The organism is Rhizobium sp. KNZ2-6A, from assembly GCF_056755475.1.
On record NZ_JBNDIC010000022.1, the window covers coordinates 22,457 to 39,493 of the forward strand.

The 17,037-nt window shown below is 60.2% G+C and carries 20 protein-coding genes; 6 read left to right on the forward strand and 14 right to left on the reverse strand.

The features are described from left to right. The first annotated feature begins 11 nt into the window (after positions 1 to 11). On the forward strand, positions 12 to 914 hold the full coding sequence (locus ACPYOP_RS16585; RefSeq protein ID WP_481411455.1) for a metal ABC transporter substrate-binding protein: 903 nt from the start codon (positions 12 to 14) through the stop codon (positions 912 to 914). A 55-nt stretch (positions 915 to 969) separates the two neighbouring features. On the opposite strand, the gene ACPYOP_RS16590 is transcribed toward ACPYOP_RS16585, so the two are convergent. Together ACPYOP_RS16590 and ACPYOP_RS16595 are read right to left on the reverse strand one after the other, a co-directional pair. Beyond that, positions 970 to 1,278 carry a Dabb family protein gene (locus ACPYOP_RS16590; protein WP_481411456.1) on the reverse strand — a complete coding sequence of 103 codons (309 nt, stop codon included), beginning with the start codon at positions 1,276 to 1,278 and terminating at the stop codon, positions 970 to 972. 125 nt (positions 1,279 to 1,403) lie between these two features. Continuing rightward, entirely contained in the window at positions 1,404 to 2,303 is a 900-nt protein-coding gene (locus ACPYOP_RS16595; protein WP_481411457.1) for a LysR family transcriptional regulator ArgP, read from the reverse strand. Positions 2,304 to 2,466: 163 nt separating this feature from the next. Between ACPYOP_RS16595 and ACPYOP_RS16600 the strand changes: the two genes are divergently transcribed. Both ACPYOP_RS16600 and ACPYOP_RS16605 read left to right on the forward strand, forming a co-directional pair. Next, positions 2,467 to 3,075 carry a LysE/ArgO family amino acid transporter gene (locus ACPYOP_RS16600; protein ID WP_481411458.1) on the forward strand — a complete coding sequence of 203 codons (609 nt, stop codon included), beginning with the start codon at positions 2,467 to 2,469 and terminating at the stop codon, positions 3,073 to 3,075. Positions 3,076 to 3,156: 81 nt separating this feature from the next. Further along, positions 3,157 to 4,047, forward strand: a complete 891-nt coding sequence (locus ACPYOP_RS16605; protein WP_481411459.1) for a dihydrodipicolinate synthase family protein — start codon at positions 3,157 to 3,159, stop codon at positions 4,045 to 4,047. Positions 4,048 to 4,090: 43 nt separating this feature from the next. On the opposite strand, the gene rnhA is transcribed toward ACPYOP_RS16605, so the two are convergent. The 5 genes from rnhA to ACPYOP_RS16630 all read right to left on the reverse strand — a co-directional run bounded on the left by rnhA (position 4,091) and on the right by ACPYOP_RS16630 (position 8,046). Beyond that, the gene (gene rnhA / locus ACPYOP_RS16610; RefSeq protein ID WP_481411460.1) at positions 4,091 to 4,531 is read right to left on the reverse strand and encodes a ribonuclease HI; all 441 of its coding nucleotides are present in this window, start codon (positions 4,529 to 4,531) and stop codon (positions 4,091 to 4,093) included. Continuing rightward, positions 4,528 to 5,493, reverse strand: coding sequence for a homoserine kinase (locus tag ACPYOP_RS16615; RefSeq protein ID WP_481411461.1), 966 nt, complete (start codon positions 5,491 to 5,493; stop codon positions 4,528 to 4,530). The genes rnhA and ACPYOP_RS16615 overlap by 4 nt, the downstream gene beginning before the upstream one ends. Before the next feature lie 209 nt (positions 5,494 to 5,702). Beyond that, entirely contained in the window at positions 5,703 to 6,710 is a 1,008-nt protein-coding gene (gene ispH / locus ACPYOP_RS16620; RefSeq protein ID WP_481411462.1) for a 4-hydroxy-3-methylbut-2-enyl diphosphate reductase, read from the reverse strand. 162 nt (positions 6,711 to 6,872) lie between these two features. Beyond that, on the reverse strand, positions 6,873 to 7,619 hold the full coding sequence (locus ACPYOP_RS16625) for an SURF1 family protein (RefSeq protein ID WP_481411463.1): 747 nt from the start codon (positions 7,617 to 7,619) through the stop codon (positions 6,873 to 6,875). A 7-nt stretch (positions 7,620 to 7,626) separates the two neighbouring features. Further along, positions 7,627 to 8,046, reverse strand: coding sequence for a DUF983 domain-containing protein (locus ACPYOP_RS16630; protein WP_481411464.1), 420 nt, complete (start codon positions 8,044 to 8,046; stop codon positions 7,627 to 7,629). A 148-nt stretch (positions 8,047 to 8,194) separates the two neighbouring features. On the opposite strand from ACPYOP_RS16630, the gene ACPYOP_RS16635 reads away from it, so the two are divergent. Beyond that, on the forward strand, positions 8,195 to 8,845 hold the full coding sequence (locus ACPYOP_RS16635; protein ID WP_481411465.1) for a chloramphenicol phosphotransferase CPT family protein: 651 nt from the start codon (positions 8,195 to 8,197) through the stop codon (positions 8,843 to 8,845). Between the two features lie 62 nt (positions 8,846 to 8,907). Here ACPYOP_RS16635 and ACPYOP_RS16640 read toward each other — a convergent pair whose 3' ends face one another. From ACPYOP_RS16640 to coxB, 6 genes are all read right to left on the reverse strand, one after another. Continuing rightward, positions 8,908 to 9,786 (reverse strand): cytochrome c oxidase subunit 3, encoded by an 879-nt coding sequence (locus ACPYOP_RS16640; protein ID WP_481411466.1) that lies wholly within the window; start codon positions 9,784 to 9,786, stop codon positions 8,908 to 8,910. Between the two features lie 62 nt (positions 9,787 to 9,848). Then, complete coding sequence (locus ACPYOP_RS16645; protein ID WP_481411467.1) at positions 9,849 to 10,460, reverse strand: cytochrome c oxidase assembly protein; 612 nt, start codon at positions 10,458 to 10,460, stop codon at positions 9,849 to 9,851. A gap of 9 nt (positions 10,461 to 10,469) precedes the next feature. After that, positions 10,470 to 10,610 (reverse strand): hypothetical protein, encoded by a 141-nt coding sequence (locus tag ACPYOP_RS16650; protein WP_169644670.1) that lies wholly within the window; start codon positions 10,608 to 10,610, stop codon positions 10,470 to 10,472. Continuing rightward, a complete protein-coding gene (locus ACPYOP_RS16655; protein WP_481411468.1) occupies positions 10,607 to 11,566 on the reverse strand; it encodes a heme o synthase in 960 nt (319 codons plus the stop codon). The genes ACPYOP_RS16650 and ACPYOP_RS16655 overlap by 4 nt, the downstream gene beginning before the upstream one ends. Positions 11,567 to 11,624: 58 nt before the next feature. After that, entirely contained in the window at positions 11,625 to 13,319 is a 1,695-nt protein-coding gene (ctaD, locus tag ACPYOP_RS16660; RefSeq protein ID WP_481411469.1) for a cytochrome c oxidase subunit I, read from the reverse strand. Positions 13,320 to 13,333: 14 nt separating this feature from the next. Next, a complete protein-coding gene (gene coxB / locus ACPYOP_RS16665) occupies positions 13,334 to 14,224 on the reverse strand; it encodes a cytochrome c oxidase subunit II (protein ID WP_481411470.1) in 891 nt (296 codons plus the stop codon). Between the two features lie 337 nt (positions 14,225 to 14,561). Here coxB and ACPYOP_RS16670 point away from each other — a divergent pair, with 337 nt between their 5' ends. Both ACPYOP_RS16670 and tldD read left to right on the forward strand, forming a co-directional pair. After that, positions 14,562 to 15,176: an invasion associated locus B family protein gene (locus ACPYOP_RS16670; RefSeq protein WP_481411471.1), complete on the forward strand. Its 615-nt coding sequence runs from the start codon at positions 14,562 to 14,564 to the stop codon at positions 15,174 to 15,176. 62 nt (positions 15,177 to 15,238) lie between these two features. Next, entirely contained in the window at positions 15,239 to 16,654 is a 1,416-nt protein-coding gene (gene tldD, locus ACPYOP_RS16675) for a metalloprotease TldD (RefSeq protein ID WP_481411472.1), read from the forward strand. Between the two features lie 17 nt (positions 16,655 to 16,671). Here the strand turns inward: tldD and ACPYOP_RS16680 are convergent, their stop codons facing one another. After that, positions 16,672 to 16,977: a pyrophosphatase gene (locus ACPYOP_RS16680; RefSeq protein ID WP_481411473.1), complete on the reverse strand. Its 306-nt coding sequence runs from the start codon at positions 16,975 to 16,977 to the stop codon at positions 16,672 to 16,674. Positions 16,978 to 17,037 lie beyond the last annotated feature (60 nt).

The following is a 17,037-nucleotide window of genomic DNA, read 5'->3' on the forward strand; positions in this document are numbered from 1 at the left end:
AGGAGACTAGTATGAACAAACGGAAACTGCTTCTCTCTGCAGCAGCAACGGCCTTCGTCGCCTTTGGCGTCGCAGCACCCGCTTCCGCCGAAACGCTCAATGTCGTTGCGTCCTTCACCGTGCTTGCCGATGTCGTCAAGCATGTCGGCGGCGACCATGTGAAAGTGTCGAGCCTCGTCGGCCCGAATGGCGACCCCCATGAATTCGAGCCCTCGCCGGCCGATGCCAAGACGCTGAACGCCGCCAAGGTCGTCTTCGTCAGCGGCGAAGGACTGGAAGGCTGGATGGACCGTCTGATCACTGCATCCGGCTACAAGGGAACGCCCGTTGTCGCCTCCGAGGGCATCAACACCCGCACCATGGTCGATGACGGCAAGACGGTCACCGATCCGCACGTCTGGAACAGCCCGGTCAATGTGAAGATCTGGGTTGCCAATATCGAGAAGGCTCTTTCTGCTGCCGATCCGTCCGACGCCGCAGACTTCAAGGCAAATGCCGAGCGCTACACCAAGGTGCTGACCGAGCTCGATGCCTATGCGCACGGCAAGTTCGACAAGATCCCGGACGATCGCCGCAAGGTGCTGACGAGCCACGACGCCTTCGGCTATTTCGGCCGCGAATACAAGGTCAGCTTCCTGTCGCCGCTCGGCGTTTCCACGGAAACGGAAGCGTCGGCCGCCGAAGTCGCCAAGTTGATCGAGCAGATCAAGACCGAGCATGTGAAGACCTATTTCTTCGAAAACTCGAACGATCCGCGCCTCGTCAAGCAGGTCGCCAAGGCAACCGGAGCGGAGCCTGGCGGCGAGCTCTATGTCGAATCGCTTTCAAAGGCCAATGGGCCGGCTTCGACTTACGAAAAAATGTTCCGTTATAACGTTGATCAGCTCGCGGCAGCGATGGCGAAATCGAGCTGAGCGAACACCGCGCGATCGGGGCTGTAGGTATATTTTACCTGCAGCCCCTTCCAGCCTAGAGATTGAAATCAAAGACCATCAGGCCGGCCAGGCCGCCATCCGTAGAAGACATGATGCGCTCGCCGACGGCGACGTGATCGGGATGCACCAGATAGGCATCGCGCGCTTCGACACTTTCGAAGGTGACGACAAAGCCATCCGCGAAACCGCCATGCAGTCCCTCGGGCGAGACGTTCGGCCCATATTTCACGTCGACTATGCCGGGAATGACTTTCTGCAAGGCGGCGACGGATTCGAAGAGTGCCCTCTTCTCGTCCTGTGTGGTGGCGGATTTGAGTCGAAGAAAAACGCAATGCAGGATCATAAGTCAGCCTCCCTGGAAATCGCGGTCAGCATAGAGGGAAAGGGCTGCGGGGCAAGGTACCGATTCGCGAACATTGCGTTCCAGGTGGCGGGGCGAATGCCAGCGTGTTCGGCTCGAAGCATAGCTCACGCCAGCAGACGGTATTTGGCCGCCGCGGTGATCTCGCGCGTCAATTCGGAGAGCCGATCGGCGGCGAGGCGGTTCACCTGCCAATATAATGGAATGTCCAACGGGGAGCCGGGGATCAGCTCGACCAAGCGTCCGGCCTCCAGATGTTCCCGCACGAGCTGGATGGGGTTCATGCCCCACCCCATGCCTGCAAGGCTGGCATCGACGAAGCCTTGTGTCGAGGGCAGCCAGTGGCTCGGATAGGCAAAATCCTTTCCGAATGTCTGGCGTATCCACTGGCTTTGAAGCCTGTCCTTCTGGTTGAAGGTCAAAGCCGGCGCATTCATGATCGCTTCCGGGGTCACGCCCGCTTTAAAATACCGGGCCATGAAATCGGGGCTTGCGGTCGCATGATAGCGGAGCGCGCCAAGGGATGTGCGCCGGCATCCCTGGATCGGCTTTTCCAGGCCAGTGACGGCCGCGATCACCCGCCCGCGCCGCAGCCATTCGGCGGTATGATCCTGGTCATCGATGGCTATATTCAGCAGATAGGGAGAGTGCTTGGCAAAGCCCGATATGGCTTTTAAGAACCACGTGCCGACGCTGTCGGCATTCGTGGCAATGTGAAGCGTTACCTTTTGCTTGGGCTCGCCGGGATCGACGAGCGCCGGCAGGCGCCCGAACAGCTCGTCTTCGAGCATGCCGACATTCTCCATATGGCGGCAGAGCCATTCACCCTTCTCCGTCGCGGTGCAGGGATTGCCCCTGACGATCAGGACGAGGCCGAGGCGTTCCTCAAGCTGCTTCACTCGCTGCGAGACTGCCGACGGCGTCACGTTCAGAATGCCCGCAGCCTTTTCGAAGCTGCCGGTTTGTACGACTATGGAGACGGCACGGAGAGCTGAATAATCGAGCATGGCTTAGTTTTTCTTAATCCGGATTAGCAACATTAATTAGCTTAAATCCACATATGGCGATACCGAAATGCTCATTCGTTTTGGAGCATGTCGCTAGAGCCTTTCGTTTTCGCGCAATTCCGGACGGAAAACCGCTTCGCACTTTTCCTGGAATTGCTTAAGCATGAATTTTTCGATTTACATGACGGGCCTCACGATGGGGCTCAGCCTGATTGTCGCGATCGGCGCACAAAACGCCTTCGTCCTGCGCCAGGGCCTGCGCAACGAACATGTGTTCGCTGTCTGCCTAGCCTGCGCCCTCTCCGACGCCGCGCTCATCGTGCTTGGCGTGACGAGCTTTCGCCAGATTTCCGCCCTGCTGCCCTGGCTCGATCCGGTCATGCGCTATGCGGGAGCGGCGTTCCTCATCTGGTATGGGGCCAAGAGCCTCTATTCCGCCTTGCGCTCTTCCGCGGTTCTGGCTGCCGGAGAGGCGAAATCATCGAGCTTTCAGCAGACGCTCGCCATGTGCCTGGCGCTCACCTGGCTCAATCCGCATGTCTATCTCGATACCGTCGTGCTGCTCGGCACGATCTCGACGCGGTTTCCCGGGCATGAGATTTCGTTTGCAACCGGTGCCATGACGGGCTCTTTCCTGTTCTTCTTTTCGCTCGGCTTTGGCGCGAGATGGCTAAGGCCGATCTTCGCGAAACCCTCGTCCTGGCGCATTCTGGAAACACTCATCGCTTTTGTCATGTGGATGATTGCCACCAAACTATTGAGCGGGATATGACTTGCGCGGCGTATTCATGGGCAAACAGCCGGCTTTCGATCGCCGAGGTTGTCCGGAGCCTGACAAAGAAGGAGGACAATCGTGACGCTCTTTACCGGTCTTTCGGCCTTTCCCATTACCCCGACCGATGCTTCCGGACGCGTTGATATTGCAGCGCTCACGCGCCTGCTTGAACGCATCCATCTGGCCGGCGCCGATTCCATCGGGTTGCTCGGCAGCACCGGCGGCTACGCTTTTCTTTCACGCGACGAGCGCCGCCGCACCGTGCAGGCGGCGATGACAAATGTCGGCGGCAAGATCCCCGTCATCGTCGGCGTCGGCGCGCTGCGAACCGACGAGGCCCAGGCATTGGCGCGCGACGCCAAGGCTGCCGGCGCGGACGGGCTGTTGCTTGCCCCCATGTCCTATACGCCGCTGCTGGAGGAAGAGGTCTATCAGCATTTCGTAGCCGTCGCAGAGGCCGGCGACCTGCCGCTCTGCATCTACAATAATCCAGGCACGACGAAATTCACCTTCAGCAATGAGCTGATTGCGCGGCTGGCAAAGGTGGCGAACATCGCGGCGGTGAAGATGCCCTTACCGCAAGGAGGCGATTTCCAGGGAGAGATGGCACATCTGCGCAAGGAAACACCACAGGGCTTTTCCATCGGCTATAGCGGCGATTGGGGAGCAGCGGCCGGGTTACTGGCGGGCTGTGACGCTTGGTACAGCGTGGTCGCCGGTCTCCTGCCCGCCGAAGCACTGGCCCTTACGCGAGCAGCTCAGGCTGGCGATACCGCCGAAGCGGAACGGCTCGATCAAAAATTTCAGCCACTATGGAGCCTTTTCAAGGAGTTCGGCAGCTTCCGCGTCATGTATGCGATTGCGGAAGCGCTCGATCTTTGCAGGGCCGATCCGCCACGTCCGATCCTGCCACTCTCCGCAGCCGAAAAGCCGCGCGTGAGAAGCTCGCTCGATCACATCCTGACCTGATCGCTTCGAGGCCGGCGCGGCGAGTCCAGGCCCATCGCCGGACCTATTTCCGCTTGAAAGGCTCCATGCCCTTGCGGGCGAGCTCGTCGGCCCGCTCGTTCTCAGGATGTCCCGCATGGCCCTTGACCCAATGCAGCGTCACCTTGTGCCTGCCATAGGCCTCGTCCAGCGCCTGCCACAGCTCGGCGTTCTTCACCGGCTTCTTGTCGGCGGTCTTCCAGCCGTTCTTCTTCCAGCCGAAAATCCACTTGGTGATGCCGTCCTTGACGTAGACGCTGTCGGTATAGAGATCGACCTCGCAAGGCGCCTTCAAAGCGCCGAGGGCCGAGATCGCCGCCATCAGCTCCATGCGGTTGTTGGTCGTATTCGCCTCGCCGCCGGAGAGTTCCTTCTCGACCTCGCCGTAGCGAAGCACTGCCCCCCAGCCGCCGGGACCGGGATTGCCCGAGCAGGCGCCATCGGTAAAAATATCGACGTGCATCATGCCTTCAGCCCGTATTCCGCGGCTGAAGCGATCTGGCGGTGGAAGCGCAGCTTGCGCAGATATTCGATCGGATCCTTCTTGGTGACGAGAGCGCCGGCTGGCGTCGTCAGCCAATCATAGAGCCGCGTCAGGAAGAAGCGCAGCGCCGAGCCGCGCGCAAGCGTCGGCAATGCGGCGATTTCTGTTACACTCAGCGGCCGCACACTCTGATAGCCCTCAAGCAGCGCCATGCCCTTGGTGATGTTGAAGGCGTGATCGTTTTCGAAGCACCAGGCATTGAGGCAGATCGAAACGTCATAGGCGAGCTGATCGTTGCAGGCGAAATAGAAATCGATCAGGCCGGACAGCGTGTTGCCGAGAAAAAAGACATTGTCAGGGAAAAGATCGGCATGGATGACGCCTTCCGGCAGGTTCTTCGGCCAATGCTTTCCAAGGAAATCGAGTTCGCTGCGGATCTCGCCCTGCAGGCCTACTTCGACTTCGTCGGCACGCGCCTCGGACTTTTCCCAAAGCGTCTGCCAGCCCTCCAGCGACAGCGCGTTCGGGCGGCGAATGTCGAAACCTTCGCCGGCGATGTGCATGGCGGCCAGCGCCTTGCCGACTTCGCGGCAATGATGCGCCTCGGGCTTGCGCAGCCACATGCCTTCGAGGAAGGAAATTAGGGCGGCAGGGCGGCCGGAGAGATGGCCGAGCAAGGCGCCGTCACGGCGTGGCAGGGGCAACGGGCAGGACAGGCCGCGGCTCGCCAGATGCTGCATCAACCCCAGGAAGAACGGCAGGTCGCCCTTGTCGACGCGCTTTTCATAGAGCGTCAGGATCAGCGGATCGCGGCTTGTGTGCAGCAGGAAGTTCGAATTCTCGACGCCTTCGGCAATGCCCTTGTAGGAGAGCAACTCTCCGACATCATATTCGGTCAGAAACCACTTCAAATCGTCTTCGGTAATATCGGTATAAACGGCCACGAGTTATTCCCTTGATATATGCATGCCGCCGCAACCATCCGCCCTCGTGGTTCGAGACGGCCCCCCTTCGACAAGCTCAGGAGCGCCTCCTCACCATGAGGGCTGATCTAGGCGTCTGGCGGCGAAACTCTTGTCCCCTCATCCTGAGGTGCTTTGCCGATGCAGCGTCAGCGCAAGCGGCAAAGCCTCGAAGGACAAGGTAACCTTCTTCAATCCCCGTTGACGAAAGCCATGTCTGCCGTCGTCAGCTCTATACTGCGAAGCTCGCGATTGACGAGGAAATTCTCGGTTTCCTTCACAGTTTCAGCGAGTTCCACCACGGCATTATAGCGAGCACGGAACGCTTCGATGATCTCGTTGACGATGACTTCTGGCGCAGATGCACCAGCGGACAGGCCGACCGTTTTGATGTCACCGATAGTGTCCCAATCGATCTCGGCAGCGCGCTGAACGAGCACGGATTTCTTCGCCCCTGCCCTGAGCGCCACTTCGACGAGGCGCTTGGAATTGGAGGAATTCGGCGCGCCGACGACGATGAAGAGGTCGCAGCCCGGAGCCGCCTCCTTCACCACTTCCTGGCGGTTCGTCGTGGCATAGCAGATCGAATCGGCTGACGGTGCGGTCAAATTGGGGAAGCGCTCCTGCAGGCGCGCAATGACGCCAGCGGTATCGTCGACCGAGAGCGTCGTCTGCGTGACGAAGCCGAGATTGTCGGGGTCGGCGGGCTGGTAGACGTCGGCGTCCTCCACCGTCTCGATCAGCGACACGGTGCCCTCGGGCAGCTGGCCCATGGTGCCGATCACCTCCGGGTGGCCGGCATGGCCGATCAGGACGACATGGCGGCCGAGGCGATTGTGGCGCATGGCCTGCTTGTGCACCTTGGAGACCAGCGGACAGGTGGCATCGAGATAGAAGAGATTGCGCGCATCGGCATCGGCCGGCACGGACTTCGGCACGCCATGCGCCGAGAAGACGACCGGCTGGGCGCGATGTTCGGCCGGGATTTCATCCAGCTCCTCGACGAAGATGGCGCCCTTAGCTTCCAATCCCTCAACGACATAGCGGTTGTGCACGATCTCGTGGCGGACATAAACAGGCGCACCATAGGCCTTCAGCGCCAGAACGACGATCTGGATGGCGCGGTCGACGCCGGCGCAGAAGCCGCGCGGCCCGCAAAGCCGGATGGTCAGGTCAGGTTTGGAAACGGCTATGTTCATGTCTCTTCCGAAATCCGCAAACGGTGGCTCAGCCAAGATAGGTGCGCTATGTCGCCTGCTCTATTTAGTCCGCATGATCTTATTCCAAAACCACTGCGCACTTTTTGGGATCATGCTCTAGCCGAATATTCCATCGAAATGAAGCTATTCTATTGCATGTCTCTATTGTGAGGGCGCGTGCGGATGGCGCTTACGCCACCAGGATATGGCGACGATTGCCACCAGCGCTACCGCCAGGCCATACCATGTCACCGCATATTGCAGATGATTGTTCGGCAGATCGATGATGGTAACGCCGCCGATCGGCAAGCCTTGCGGATTGGGCGTCTTGTCGGCATCAATGAAGAAGGGCAGCACCTTGTCCTTCGGCAAGCCGACGCTGGACGCCATGACGTCCAGATCCTTCCAGTAGAAAATGTTCTTGGCGAGATCATTGTCGGGCATGCCCGAGGGCCGGTCGGTAAGTTTGGCGCGGGCGAGGCCGGTGATCGTCTGTTCGCCGGTCAGTTCGCCCTGCTTGTGCTTTTCGGGCGCCTTTGCCTCGGAGGGCACAAAGCCTCGATTGACGAAGACGTAGCGACCATCGTCCAACTGCAGCGGCGTATACACATGAAAGCCGGGATCGCCGTCATGGGTGGTGAGGAAATGCCGCTCCTGGTCGTTGAGATAGTGGCCCGTGGCGGTCACCACGCGATATTCGATGTCGCCGCCGGAGGCTGCCATCGCCTCGATCGCCGACAGCGGCAAGGCCGGCGCATCCTTGCGCGCGGCGATATCGGCCAGCAGCCCTTCCTTCCAATGCAGGCGCTCGACCTGCCAGGTGCCAAGCCCGATCAGGATGATGAGAGCAACCAGCAGAAGCAACGCCTTGCCGATCTGCCACAAGGGATTGGTGCGACGGGCCGGCATGCTTGACTCAGTCACCGCTGATGCGCCCCTCGCTGGCATTGTTGCGATATTGAAGCGCAATCAGAATGCCCTTGCACCAGCGCAGGGAAAGCAGCGACAGGATGATGGTCAGCGGCGCGAACAACACGATATAGACCCAGATCGGCGGCGCATAATTGATCTGCGTCCACAGGACGAGGCCGATGACGATGAAACCGACAATCAGGATGACGAAGACGGCCGGGCCATCGCCGGCATCGGCGAAGGCATAGTCAAGATCGCAGGCGGCGCAGCGCGGCTTCAGCGACAATAATCCATTGAAGAGCTTGCCCTGGCCGCAACGCGGACAACATCCCTGGATGCCGATTTTGAACGGATCGACGGGCGCAAAGAGAGCGCTGTCGCTATGGGATGTCCCGTCTGGCGTCTTGTCTTGCTCTGAGTTCAAAGTTCTGTCTCTATCAGCCTGCCATTGCGGGCGAATATATGGACTTCGCCCCTTTCATCATCAGTAACCGCGATGCGCGCATCCGTCCAATCGAAAAGCTCGGATATGGTAGTCATCGGCCTGGAAAGCATGCAAAAGGATTGGATTCATGCCATCCAGCGAAGCCCCGCCGCTCGGCCACATCGTCATTCTGAACGGTGCGCCGCGATCCGGAAAAAGCAGCATCGTCGAGCTGATTCAGGCTGAATTCGAGGGCGTGTGGGTCAATCTCGGTGTCGACGCCTATGTGCGACATGTGACGCCCCCGCGCTATCGCCCGGGTATCGGCTTGCGCCCCGGCGGCGAGCGGCCCGATCTTGAACCGCTGGTTCAGCGCTTTTATGCCGCACTCTATGCCTCGATCGCCGCGCACAGCCGCATGGGGCTGAATGTCGTCGCCGAATTCGGCCATCACGACGCCTATTCGCAACCGCTTGGCATTCTTGCCGATTGCGCCGGCCTGCTGGCGGGACTGCCCGCTCTGTTCGTCGGCGTGCGCTGCCCGCTCGATGTCGTCATGCAGCGACGGCTGGCGGAAGGACCGGAAAGACAAGGGGTTTACGTGAGAGTTGAAGCCGGCAAGCCTATCCCCGTGCCGGTCATTGCCTGGCAGGAGCATGTGCACCGGCCCGGCATCTATGATTTGGAAGTCGATACGTCGGTGAGCAGCCCTGAGGACTGTGCCGAGCAAATCCGGCAATTTCTGGCTGGAGGTGTGCCACGCCCGACTGCTTTCGAGAAATTAACATCGGGGAATTAAGGCCCAAAAGCAAAAGGCGGACGCCGAGCGCCCGCCTTTTGTTTTCGAAAGATCGATACCGATCAGCCGGCCGCGACCGGTGCGCCCCAGCTGCCCCAGATATAGATGCAGAAGAACAGGAACAGCCAGACGACATCGACGAAGTGCCAGTACCAGGCGGCCGCTTCGAAGCCGAAATGCTGCTTCGGCGTGAAATCGCCCCTGATGGCGCGGCCCAGGCAGACCAGCAGGAAGATCGTGCCGACCAACACGTGGAAACCGTGGAAGCCGGTCGCCATGAAGAAGGTCGCGCCATAGATCGAATTTTTGAACTCGAACGGCGCATGGGCATATTCATAGGCCTGCACGCAGGAGAACAAAGCGCCGAGTAGGACCGTCAGCGTCAGGCCCTGGATCAACCCCTTACGGTCGCCATGCAGCAGCGCATGGTGCGCCCAGGTAACCGTGGTGCCCGACAGCAGCAGGATGATGGTGTTGTAGATCGGCAGGTGCCAGGGATCGAGGACTTCGACGCCCTTCGGCGGGAACTGGCCGCCGAGGAAGGCCGTGCGCGATGCCTGGATCGCCTCGTTCGGGAACAGGCTGACGTCGAAATAGGCCCAGAACCAGGCGACGAAGAACATCACCTCGGAGGCGATGAACATGATCATGCCGTAGCGCAGATGCAGCGACACGACGCGGGTATGCGCGCCCTCGTGCGCCTCCTTGATCGTATCGGCCCACCAGCCGTACATGACGTAGAGGATCACGGCTAGGCCGATGAAAAACAGCCAGGGCTGCGCGAAATTGATCCCGAACAGATGCACCGCGCCGCCATTGAGATAGCGCATGAAGCAGACACCGCCGAAGGTGATCACGAAAGCCCCGAGGGCCGCGGTAATCGGCCATGCGCTGGGCTCGATAATGTGATAATCGTGTTTTCTCTGATGCACTTCGGCCATATCAACAATCCCCGAATAACTTTTTCCCATATTGCTCCCGGTCGAACCGAAAGCACTCTCCATCAAAGTTTCTTTTCCACCGGCTTTACGGCGCCGTCATTGGATGCCACGGGCTTTGCGCCCTCCCGCGGGTAATAGGTATAGGACAGTGTCAGCGCGTTGATCGTTTTGGTTTCCACAGCCTTGGTGATCTCGGGATCGACATAGAAAACCACCGACATCTCGCGCTTTTCCCCCGGCGCGAGATCCGTCTCATTGAAGCAGAAGCACTGGACCTTGTTGAAATAGACCCCGGCTTCCAGCGGCGAGACGTTGAAGATCGCCTGACCGCGCTCCATCTTGTCCGACTTGTTCTCGATCTCGAACTTGACCTCGACCGTCTCGCCGATCTTCGGACTTACCGACTTCTGCAGCGGCTTGAAATCCCATGGCAGGCCGGGTGCGACATTGGCGTCGAAGGAAACCTGGATCTGCTTGTCGAGAATGAGGTTGGATACCTGCTCGACGCGCTGCGTCGTGCCGTTATAACCCGTCACCTGGCAGAACATGCGATAGAGCGGCACGGCGGCGGCGCACATGGCACTCATGCCGACGACGAAGCTCAGGCACATGGCAACGATCATCCCGTTGTTACGGCCGCCGCTTCCCGTGCTCTTTGTGACCTCCCCCTCCATCACGCCTCCTCAAACGTGTCCGGAACCGACCTTGATGATGGTGATCGCGTAAAACAGGATCACCAGGCCAGCAAGCACCAGGCCGAGCGCTATGTTGCGCCCGCGCCGCGATTTCCTCTGCGCTTCCGTGAGCTTGACCAGATCGATCATAGCCAGCCTCCAATGCCGCCCGATATCAGCACGGCAACGAGCCGGTCGATCAGCAACGCGGAAAAGATCGCGAAGAGATAGAAGATGGAAAAGGCGAAAAGCTTCTTTGCCGGCACCATCTTCACATCGCCGTCGGCCATGCGCCAGACGGCGATGGAACAGTGCACGAAGACCGCGCCCAGCAGCGCGGCGACGACACCATAGCCCAGGCTCGCAAAGCCCATGAAGGCCGGGACGACGCCGACAATGGCGGTCAGAACGGCATAGACGACGATCTGATTCTTGGTCGTCGGAATGCCGGCTACATTCGGCAGCATCGGCACGCCGACGGCCTCATAGTCACCCATCTTGAACAGGGCCAGCGCCCAGAAATGCGCCGGCGTCCACAGGAAGATGATGAGGAAGAGCACGATGCTGTCGATCGTCACGCTGCCGGTCACACAGGCCCAGCCGATGACGGGCGGAAAGGCGCCGGCCGCGCCGCCGATGACGATGTTCTGCGGCGTCGAACGCTTGAGCCACATCGTGTAGACGACGGCATAGAAGAAAATGGTGAAGGCGAGGATGCCCGCGGAAAGCCAATTGATGGCAAGGCCGAGGATCGTCACCGAGAAGCCTGACAGCACGAGGCCGTAGGCCAGCGCTTCCGACGGCTTGATGCGACCCGCAGGTATCGGCCGGCGCGCGGTGCGGCTCATCACGGCGTCAATATCGGCATCATACCACATGTTCAAAGCGCCGGAGGCGCCGGCACCGACGGCGATGCAGAGAATGGCGATGAAGCCGAGGACCGGATTGATGTGACCGGGAGCCAGCACCAGACCGGTGAAAGCGGTAAAGACAACCAGCGACATGACGCGCGGCTTCAGAAGCTCGAAATAATCGCGCGCACTCGCTTCCGACAGGCCGGTTTCGCCTTTCTTTGCGAGCGCTTCGTGATTGTCGATGAGCGTCATTCTTTCTTCCAATTGTCAGTTGAGCTGGACGCCGTTTATCACGGCGTCCAGAAACAGGCTACTTGATGCGCGGCAACTCTTCCCACTGGTGATGGGGGGGCGGCGACGAAAGCTGCCACTCGAGCGTGGTTGCGCCCTCGCCCCAGGGGTTATCGCCTGCAACGCGCTTCTTCGAGAATGCATCTATAACGCCCCAGAAGAAGAAGCAAAGGCCTACCGCTGCGACATAGGAGCCGATGGAGGAGACGAAATTCCAGCCGGCATAGGCATCCGGATAGTCGATGTAGCGGCGCGGCATGCCCGCACGACCCAGAAAGTGCTGCGGGAAGAACACCATGTTCACGCCGATGAAGGTGATCCAGAAGTGCCAGTTGCCGATCCGCTCATTGTACATGTAGCCGGTCATCTTCGGGAACCAATAGTACCAGGCGGCGAAGATGGCGAAGACGGCGCCGAGCGACAGCACGTAGTGGAAGTGTGCCACAACGAAGTAGGTCGCATGCAGTTCGCGGTCGAGGCCGGCATTGGCGAGCTGGACGCCGGTGACACCGCCGAGCGTGAACAGGAAGATGAAGCCGAGCGCCCAGATCATCGGCGTGCGGAACTCGATGGAACCGCCCCACATCGTCGCGATCCAGGAGAAGATCTTCACGCCCGTGGGCACGGCGATGACCATCGTGGCGAAGACGAAGTAGCGCTGCGTGTCGAGCGAAAGGCCGGTCACATACATGTGGTGTGCCCAGACCACGAAACCGACGGCGCCGATCGCGACCATGGCGTAGGCCATGCCGAGGTAACCGAAGATCGGCTTGCGCGAGAAGGTAGAGATGATGTGGCTGATCATGCCGAAGCCGGGCAGGATCAGGATGTAGACTTCCGGATGGCCGAAGAACCAGAAGAGATGCTGGTAGAGCAGCGGGTCGCCGCCGCCTTCCGGCGAGAAGAAAGTCGTGCCGAAGTTGCGGTCCGTCAGCAGCATGGTGATGGCGCCGGCAAGAACCGGCAGCGACAGCAGCAGCAGGAAGGCGGTGATCAGCACCGACCAGGCAAACAGCGGCATCTTGTGCAGCGTCATGCCCGGAGCGCGCATGTTGAGGATCGTGGTGATGAAGTTGATCGCGCCGAGGATCGACGAAGCACCGGCGATATGCAGCGCGAAGATGACCAGATCGATCGCCGGGCCCGGATGGCCGACCGTGCCTGACAAGGGCGCGTACATCGTCCAGCCGCCGCCCGCGCCATAGGCGCCCGCGGGACCTTCGACGAACATCGAGAGGATGAGCAGCAGGAAGGCCGGAACGAGAAGCCAGAACGAGATATTGTTCAGGCGCGGGAAGGCCATGTCAGGCGCGCCGATCATGATCGGCACCATCCAGTTGGCGAAACCGCCGATCATCGCCGGCATGACCATGAAGAAGATCATGATCAGCGCATGGGCGGTGACGAAAACATTGTACATCTGCTTGCCGCCATCGATGGCGGCATCGCCCGAAAAGCCATAGACCATCGACGCCAGACCGCTGAAGATCTGGATGCCGGGCTCCTGCAATTCCATGCGGATGGCAACGGACAGGAGGAAGCCGATCACGCCCGCGAAAATCGCGAAGATCAGATAGAGCGTTCCGATGTCCTTGTGATTCGTCGAATACAGCCAACGCTCGGCGAAGGTCTGTTTGTGCGCGTGATGATCGTCATGCGCGTGTGCGTCCTGAAGATCGTGCGAGTGGTCGTCGTGTGCCTTGGATCCAGCCATTGTTCCTAACCCTCTTACTTGGCCGTGTTTTCGGCGACCTTGACGGTCGTCGGTTCGTCGACGGCGGCCATCAGAGCCTTGTTCGCCTTGCTCAGATCAGTTGCGGCCGAGGCGAGCCACTGCTTGTACTGATCATCGGAGACGACGCGGATGGCGATCGGCATGAAAGAGTGATCCTTGCCGCAGAGCTCGGAACACTGACCATAATAAAGGCCTTCGCGATCGGCCTTGAACCATGTTTCGTTCAGGCGACCGGGAATGGCGTCGATCCTGACGCCGAAGGAAGGCATTGCGAAGGAATGAATGACGTCGGCCGGCGCGGCCGTGACGAGGACGCGGACGTTCTTGCCGACCGGCACGACCATTTCGTTGTCGACAGCGAGAAGCCGCGGATATTTCGACTTGTCGTCCTTGCCGGCGGTGGTGCGGTCCTGCTCCTTCAGCATGAAGGAATCGAAAGCGACCGGCGTGGCGCCCGCGTTCTCATACTCGTAATTCCACTGCCACTGCGTCGCCGTCGCCTTGACGGTCACGTCAGTCTGCTCGGGGAATGTCAGCTGATCGGTGAGAAGATTGAAGGAGGGGATGGCCAGAAAGAGAAGAATGAGGACCGGGCCGATGGTCCAGATGACTTCGATCAGGGTGTTGTGGCTCGTCTTGGACGGAACCGGGTTCCTGGAAGCCCGGAACTTCACCATGACCACCACCAGGAGGACGAGAACCAGCAGCGTGATCGGAATGATAAACCAAAGCGTGTATGCTTCGAACCAGCGGATTTGATGCATGTTGCCGGTCGCCGCCTGCTGCATACCGGTTTCCCAGGGTCTCGGCTGATCGGCATAACTGCCTGTCGCGAAAAGCAGACAGATCATAGCCGTCAGAGCCGCGTAAGCTCTTTTAATCACGATGTCTCTCCCTCCAGCGTTTGATCCCAGATCTTCCTCAAACGCAGTATCCCTACAATCCATTGCGCTTCAAACCACAGTTTGGGGTGCTCCGCAACAACTCAAGAGATTTGTTAGTGCGGCATTTTTGCGCGAATATCCCCCCATGCCCGCCCCGGACATGGCAAGCATTTCATCATCATACGAAAAATTGCATGATGGTCCATGGCGCCGCCGGGACAAAATGGAGTAGACGTCGTATTTCCGCCGCACTCGGTTGGAATCCAGCAACCGGGGCTTTTCATTTGCCGGCCTGGGCTTCAACAATATCGGCACTGATTCGAATCTAGAGGTTTCCATGGGCTTTCGTTCCCTCGCCCGGCTTTTGCTTGTTACCAGCAGCGTCGCTGCTGCGGTTGCGGCACCCGCATGGGCGCAACAGACTCAGCCGCCGGCGCAGCAGACCCAGAAGTTGCAGCCCGAACAGCAGGGCCAGCCGCAGCCGCATACGCAGCAGGTTCCGACAAGCCAGGTTCCGCAACCTCCGGGCACGGTACGCTCCAGCCACGGCGCATGGTCCGTCGTCTGCGACAAGCCGGCCGGCGCTTCGGCCGAGCAATGCGCGCTGATGCAGAATGTTATCGCCGAGGACCGCCCGGAAATCGGCCTTTCCGTCGTCGTGCTAAAGACGGCCGACCGCAAGTCGAAGATCCTGCGCGTGCTTGCGCCGCTCGGCGTGCTCCTGCCGAACGGTCTCGGCCTCAATATCGACGGCAAGGATATCGGCCGCGCCTATTTCGTGCGTTGCTTCTCCGATGGCTGCTATGCCGAAGTCGTGCTCGAGGACGAATTGCTGAAGACGCTGCGCAGCGGCGCGACGGCAACCTTCATCGTCTTCCAGTCGCCGGAGGAAGGCATCGGCATTCCTGTGGACTTGAAGGGCTTCGCGGACGGCTACGACGCCCTTCCCTGAGGGGATGGGCTTGCTCTTGCGCCATCCGAAACCTACATCGGCTCTGAACGGAGCACTGACCCATGAATACCGATCTCCTTACTCTTTTCGATGCCGACGAAGCCAAGCTGCGCGGCATCGTCGCCGAAGCGCTGTCGGGCGCCGATGACGGCGAGCTCTTCGTCGAGCATGTCCAGGCGGAATCGCTGACATTCGACAATGGCCGGATGAAGGGCGGCAGCTTCAACACGGAACAGGGCTTCGGCCTTCGCGCCGTTGCCGGCGAGGCCGTGGGCTATGCCCATGCAGGCGACCTTTCAGAAGCTGCGCTGAAGCGCGCCGCCGATGCCGTGCGCGCGGTCACTTCAGGCTATGCCGGCTCCTACGCCGCAGCACCCCAGCGCACCAACAAGGTGCTTTACGGCGACGAGAACCCGATCGGCACGCCGAGCTTCGAGGAGAAGGCGAAGCTCCTGCAGCAGATCGATACCTATCTGCGCGACAAGGACGATAAGGTACGCCAAGTGACGGCATCGATCGCCGCGAGCTGGCAGGTGGTCGACATCCTTCGCGCCGACGGGCATCGCGTGCGCGATATCCGTCCGATGACGCGTATCAACATCTCCGTCATCGTCGGTGACGGCGACCGGCAGGAATCCGGCTCCTTCGGCACCGGCGGGCGCATCGGCTTCGGCGACTTCGTCACCCAGGACAATTGGCATCATGGCGCCGACGAGGCCCTGCGCCAGGCGCTCGTCAATCTCGAAGCGATCGAGGCGCCTGCCGGCACGATGGACGTCGTGCTCGGCTCCGGCTGGCCGGGCGTCATGCTGCACGAAGCCGTCGGCCACGGGCTGGAAGGCGATTTCAACCGCAAGAAAACTTCGGCTTTCGCGGGGCTGCTGGGTCAGATGGTCGCCGCACCCGGCGTCACCGTCGTCGACGACGGCACGATCGAGAACCGCCGCGGCTCGATCACGGTCGATGACGAAGGCACGCCTTCGGCCTATAACGTCCTGATCGAAAACGGCAAGCTGGTCGGCTACATGCAGGACCGGCAGAATGCGCGGCTGATGGGCATGAAGGCGACCGGCAACGGCCGCCGCCAGGGCTACGCCCATACCCCGATGCCGCGCATGACGAACACCTACATGCTCGGCGGCGACAAGACGCCGGAAGAAATTATCGCCTCGGTGAAGAAGGGCATCTATGCCGTCTCCTTCGGCGGCGGCCAGGTGGATATCACGTCTGGCAAATTCGTCTTCGGCTGCACCGAGGCCTATCTCATCGAGGACGGCAAGATAGGCGCGCCGATTAAGGGCGCCATGCTGATCGGCAACGGGCCGGATGCCATGAAGCGCGTTTCGATGATCGGCAACGACACGAAGCTCGATACCGGCATCGGCAATTGCGGCAAGGCTGGCCAATGGGTGCCCGTCGGCGTCGGCCAGCCGCATCTGCGGATGGATCAGATCACCGTCGGCGGCACTAAGGCTTAAGCCGGCCCCTGCCCTTGCTAATCGCGCGGGCGGAAGCGCCACTTTCGCTCGACCGCGGCGCTGAGGTCGAGGCTGTTGCGGTGCGCGAAGAGAAGGATATGGCCGAGCACATCGGCCGTTTCATCGGCAAGCGCCGTCGCCAGCTCGGACTCGCTCATGCCCTTGCGGCGCCCTCGGCCCGTGACCTTGTTCCAGATCTGGATCAATTCGCCCATTTCCTCCTGGAGCTTCAGGACAAACCAGTCGTCGTCTCGTTCCAGGCCGTTATCGGCGGCATAGATTGCCGAAGCCGTTTCGAATTGCTTCATCAGATCTGACAGCATCGATATCGTTCCTCTTATGTTCTCAGCATACATGAACGATTCCTACAAAAAAGTCGAGCC

Excerpts from the sequence above, each read along its gene's own strand:
- ACPYOP_RS16625 (WP_481411463.1), bottom strand. The coding sequence starts at position 7,619 with ATGCCGGCCCGTCGCACCAATCCCTTGTGGCAGATCGGCAAGGCGTTG.
- ACPYOP_RS16600 (WP_481411458.1), top strand. The coding sequence starts at position 2,467 with ATGAATTTTTCGATTTACATGACGGGCCTCACGATGGGGCTCAGCCTG.
- ACPYOP_RS16640 (WP_481411466.1), bottom strand. The coding sequence starts at position 9,786 with ATGGCCGAAGTGCATCAGAGAAAACACGATTATCACATTATCGAGCCC.
- ACPYOP_RS16590 (WP_481411456.1), bottom strand. The coding sequence starts at position 1,278 with ATGATCCTGCATTGCGTTTTTCTTCGACTCAAATCCGCCACCACACAG.
- ACPYOP_RS16635 (WP_481411465.1), top strand. The coding sequence starts at position 8,195 with ATGCCATCCAGCGAAGCCCCGCCGCTCGGCCACATCGTCATTCTGAAC.
- ispH (WP_481411462.1), bottom strand. The coding sequence starts at position 6,710 with ATGAACATAGCCGTTTCCAAACCTGACCTGACCATCCGGCTTTGCGGG.
- ACPYOP_RS16650 (WP_169644670.1), bottom strand. The coding sequence starts at position 10,610 with ATGATCGATCTGGTCAAGCTCACGGAAGCGCAGAGGAAATCGCGGCGC.
- ctaD (WP_481411469.1), bottom strand. The coding sequence starts at position 13,319 with ATGGCTGGATCCAAGGCACACGACGACCACTCGCACGATCTTCAGGAC.
- ACPYOP_RS16585 (WP_481411455.1), top strand. The coding sequence starts at position 12 with ATGAACAAACGGAAACTGCTTCTCTCTGCAGCAGCAACGGCCTTCGTC.
- rnhA (WP_481411460.1), bottom strand. The coding sequence starts at position 4,531 with ATGATGCACGTCGATATTTTTACCGATGGCGCCTGCTCGGGCAATCCC.
- ACPYOP_RS16680 (WP_481411473.1), bottom strand. The coding sequence starts at position 16,977 with ATGCTGTCAGATCTGATGAAGCAATTCGAAACGGCTTCGGCAATCTAT.
- ACPYOP_RS16670 (WP_481411471.1), top strand. The coding sequence starts at position 14,562 with ATGGGCTTTCGTTCCCTCGCCCGGCTTTTGCTTGTTACCAGCAGCGTC.
- ACPYOP_RS16645 (WP_481411467.1), bottom strand. The coding sequence starts at position 10,460 with ATGGAGGGGGAGGTCACAAAGAGCACGGGAAGCGGCGGCCGTAACAAC.
- tldD (WP_481411472.1), top strand. The coding sequence starts at position 15,239 with ATGAATACCGATCTCCTTACTCTTTTCGATGCCGACGAAGCCAAGCTG.
- ACPYOP_RS16595 (WP_481411457.1), bottom strand. The coding sequence starts at position 2,303 with ATGCTCGATTATTCAGCTCTCCGTGCCGTCTCCATAGTCGTACAAACC.
- ACPYOP_RS16655 (WP_481411468.1), bottom strand. The coding sequence starts at position 11,566 with ATGACGCTCATCGACAATCACGAAGCGCTCGCAAAGAAAGGCGAAACC.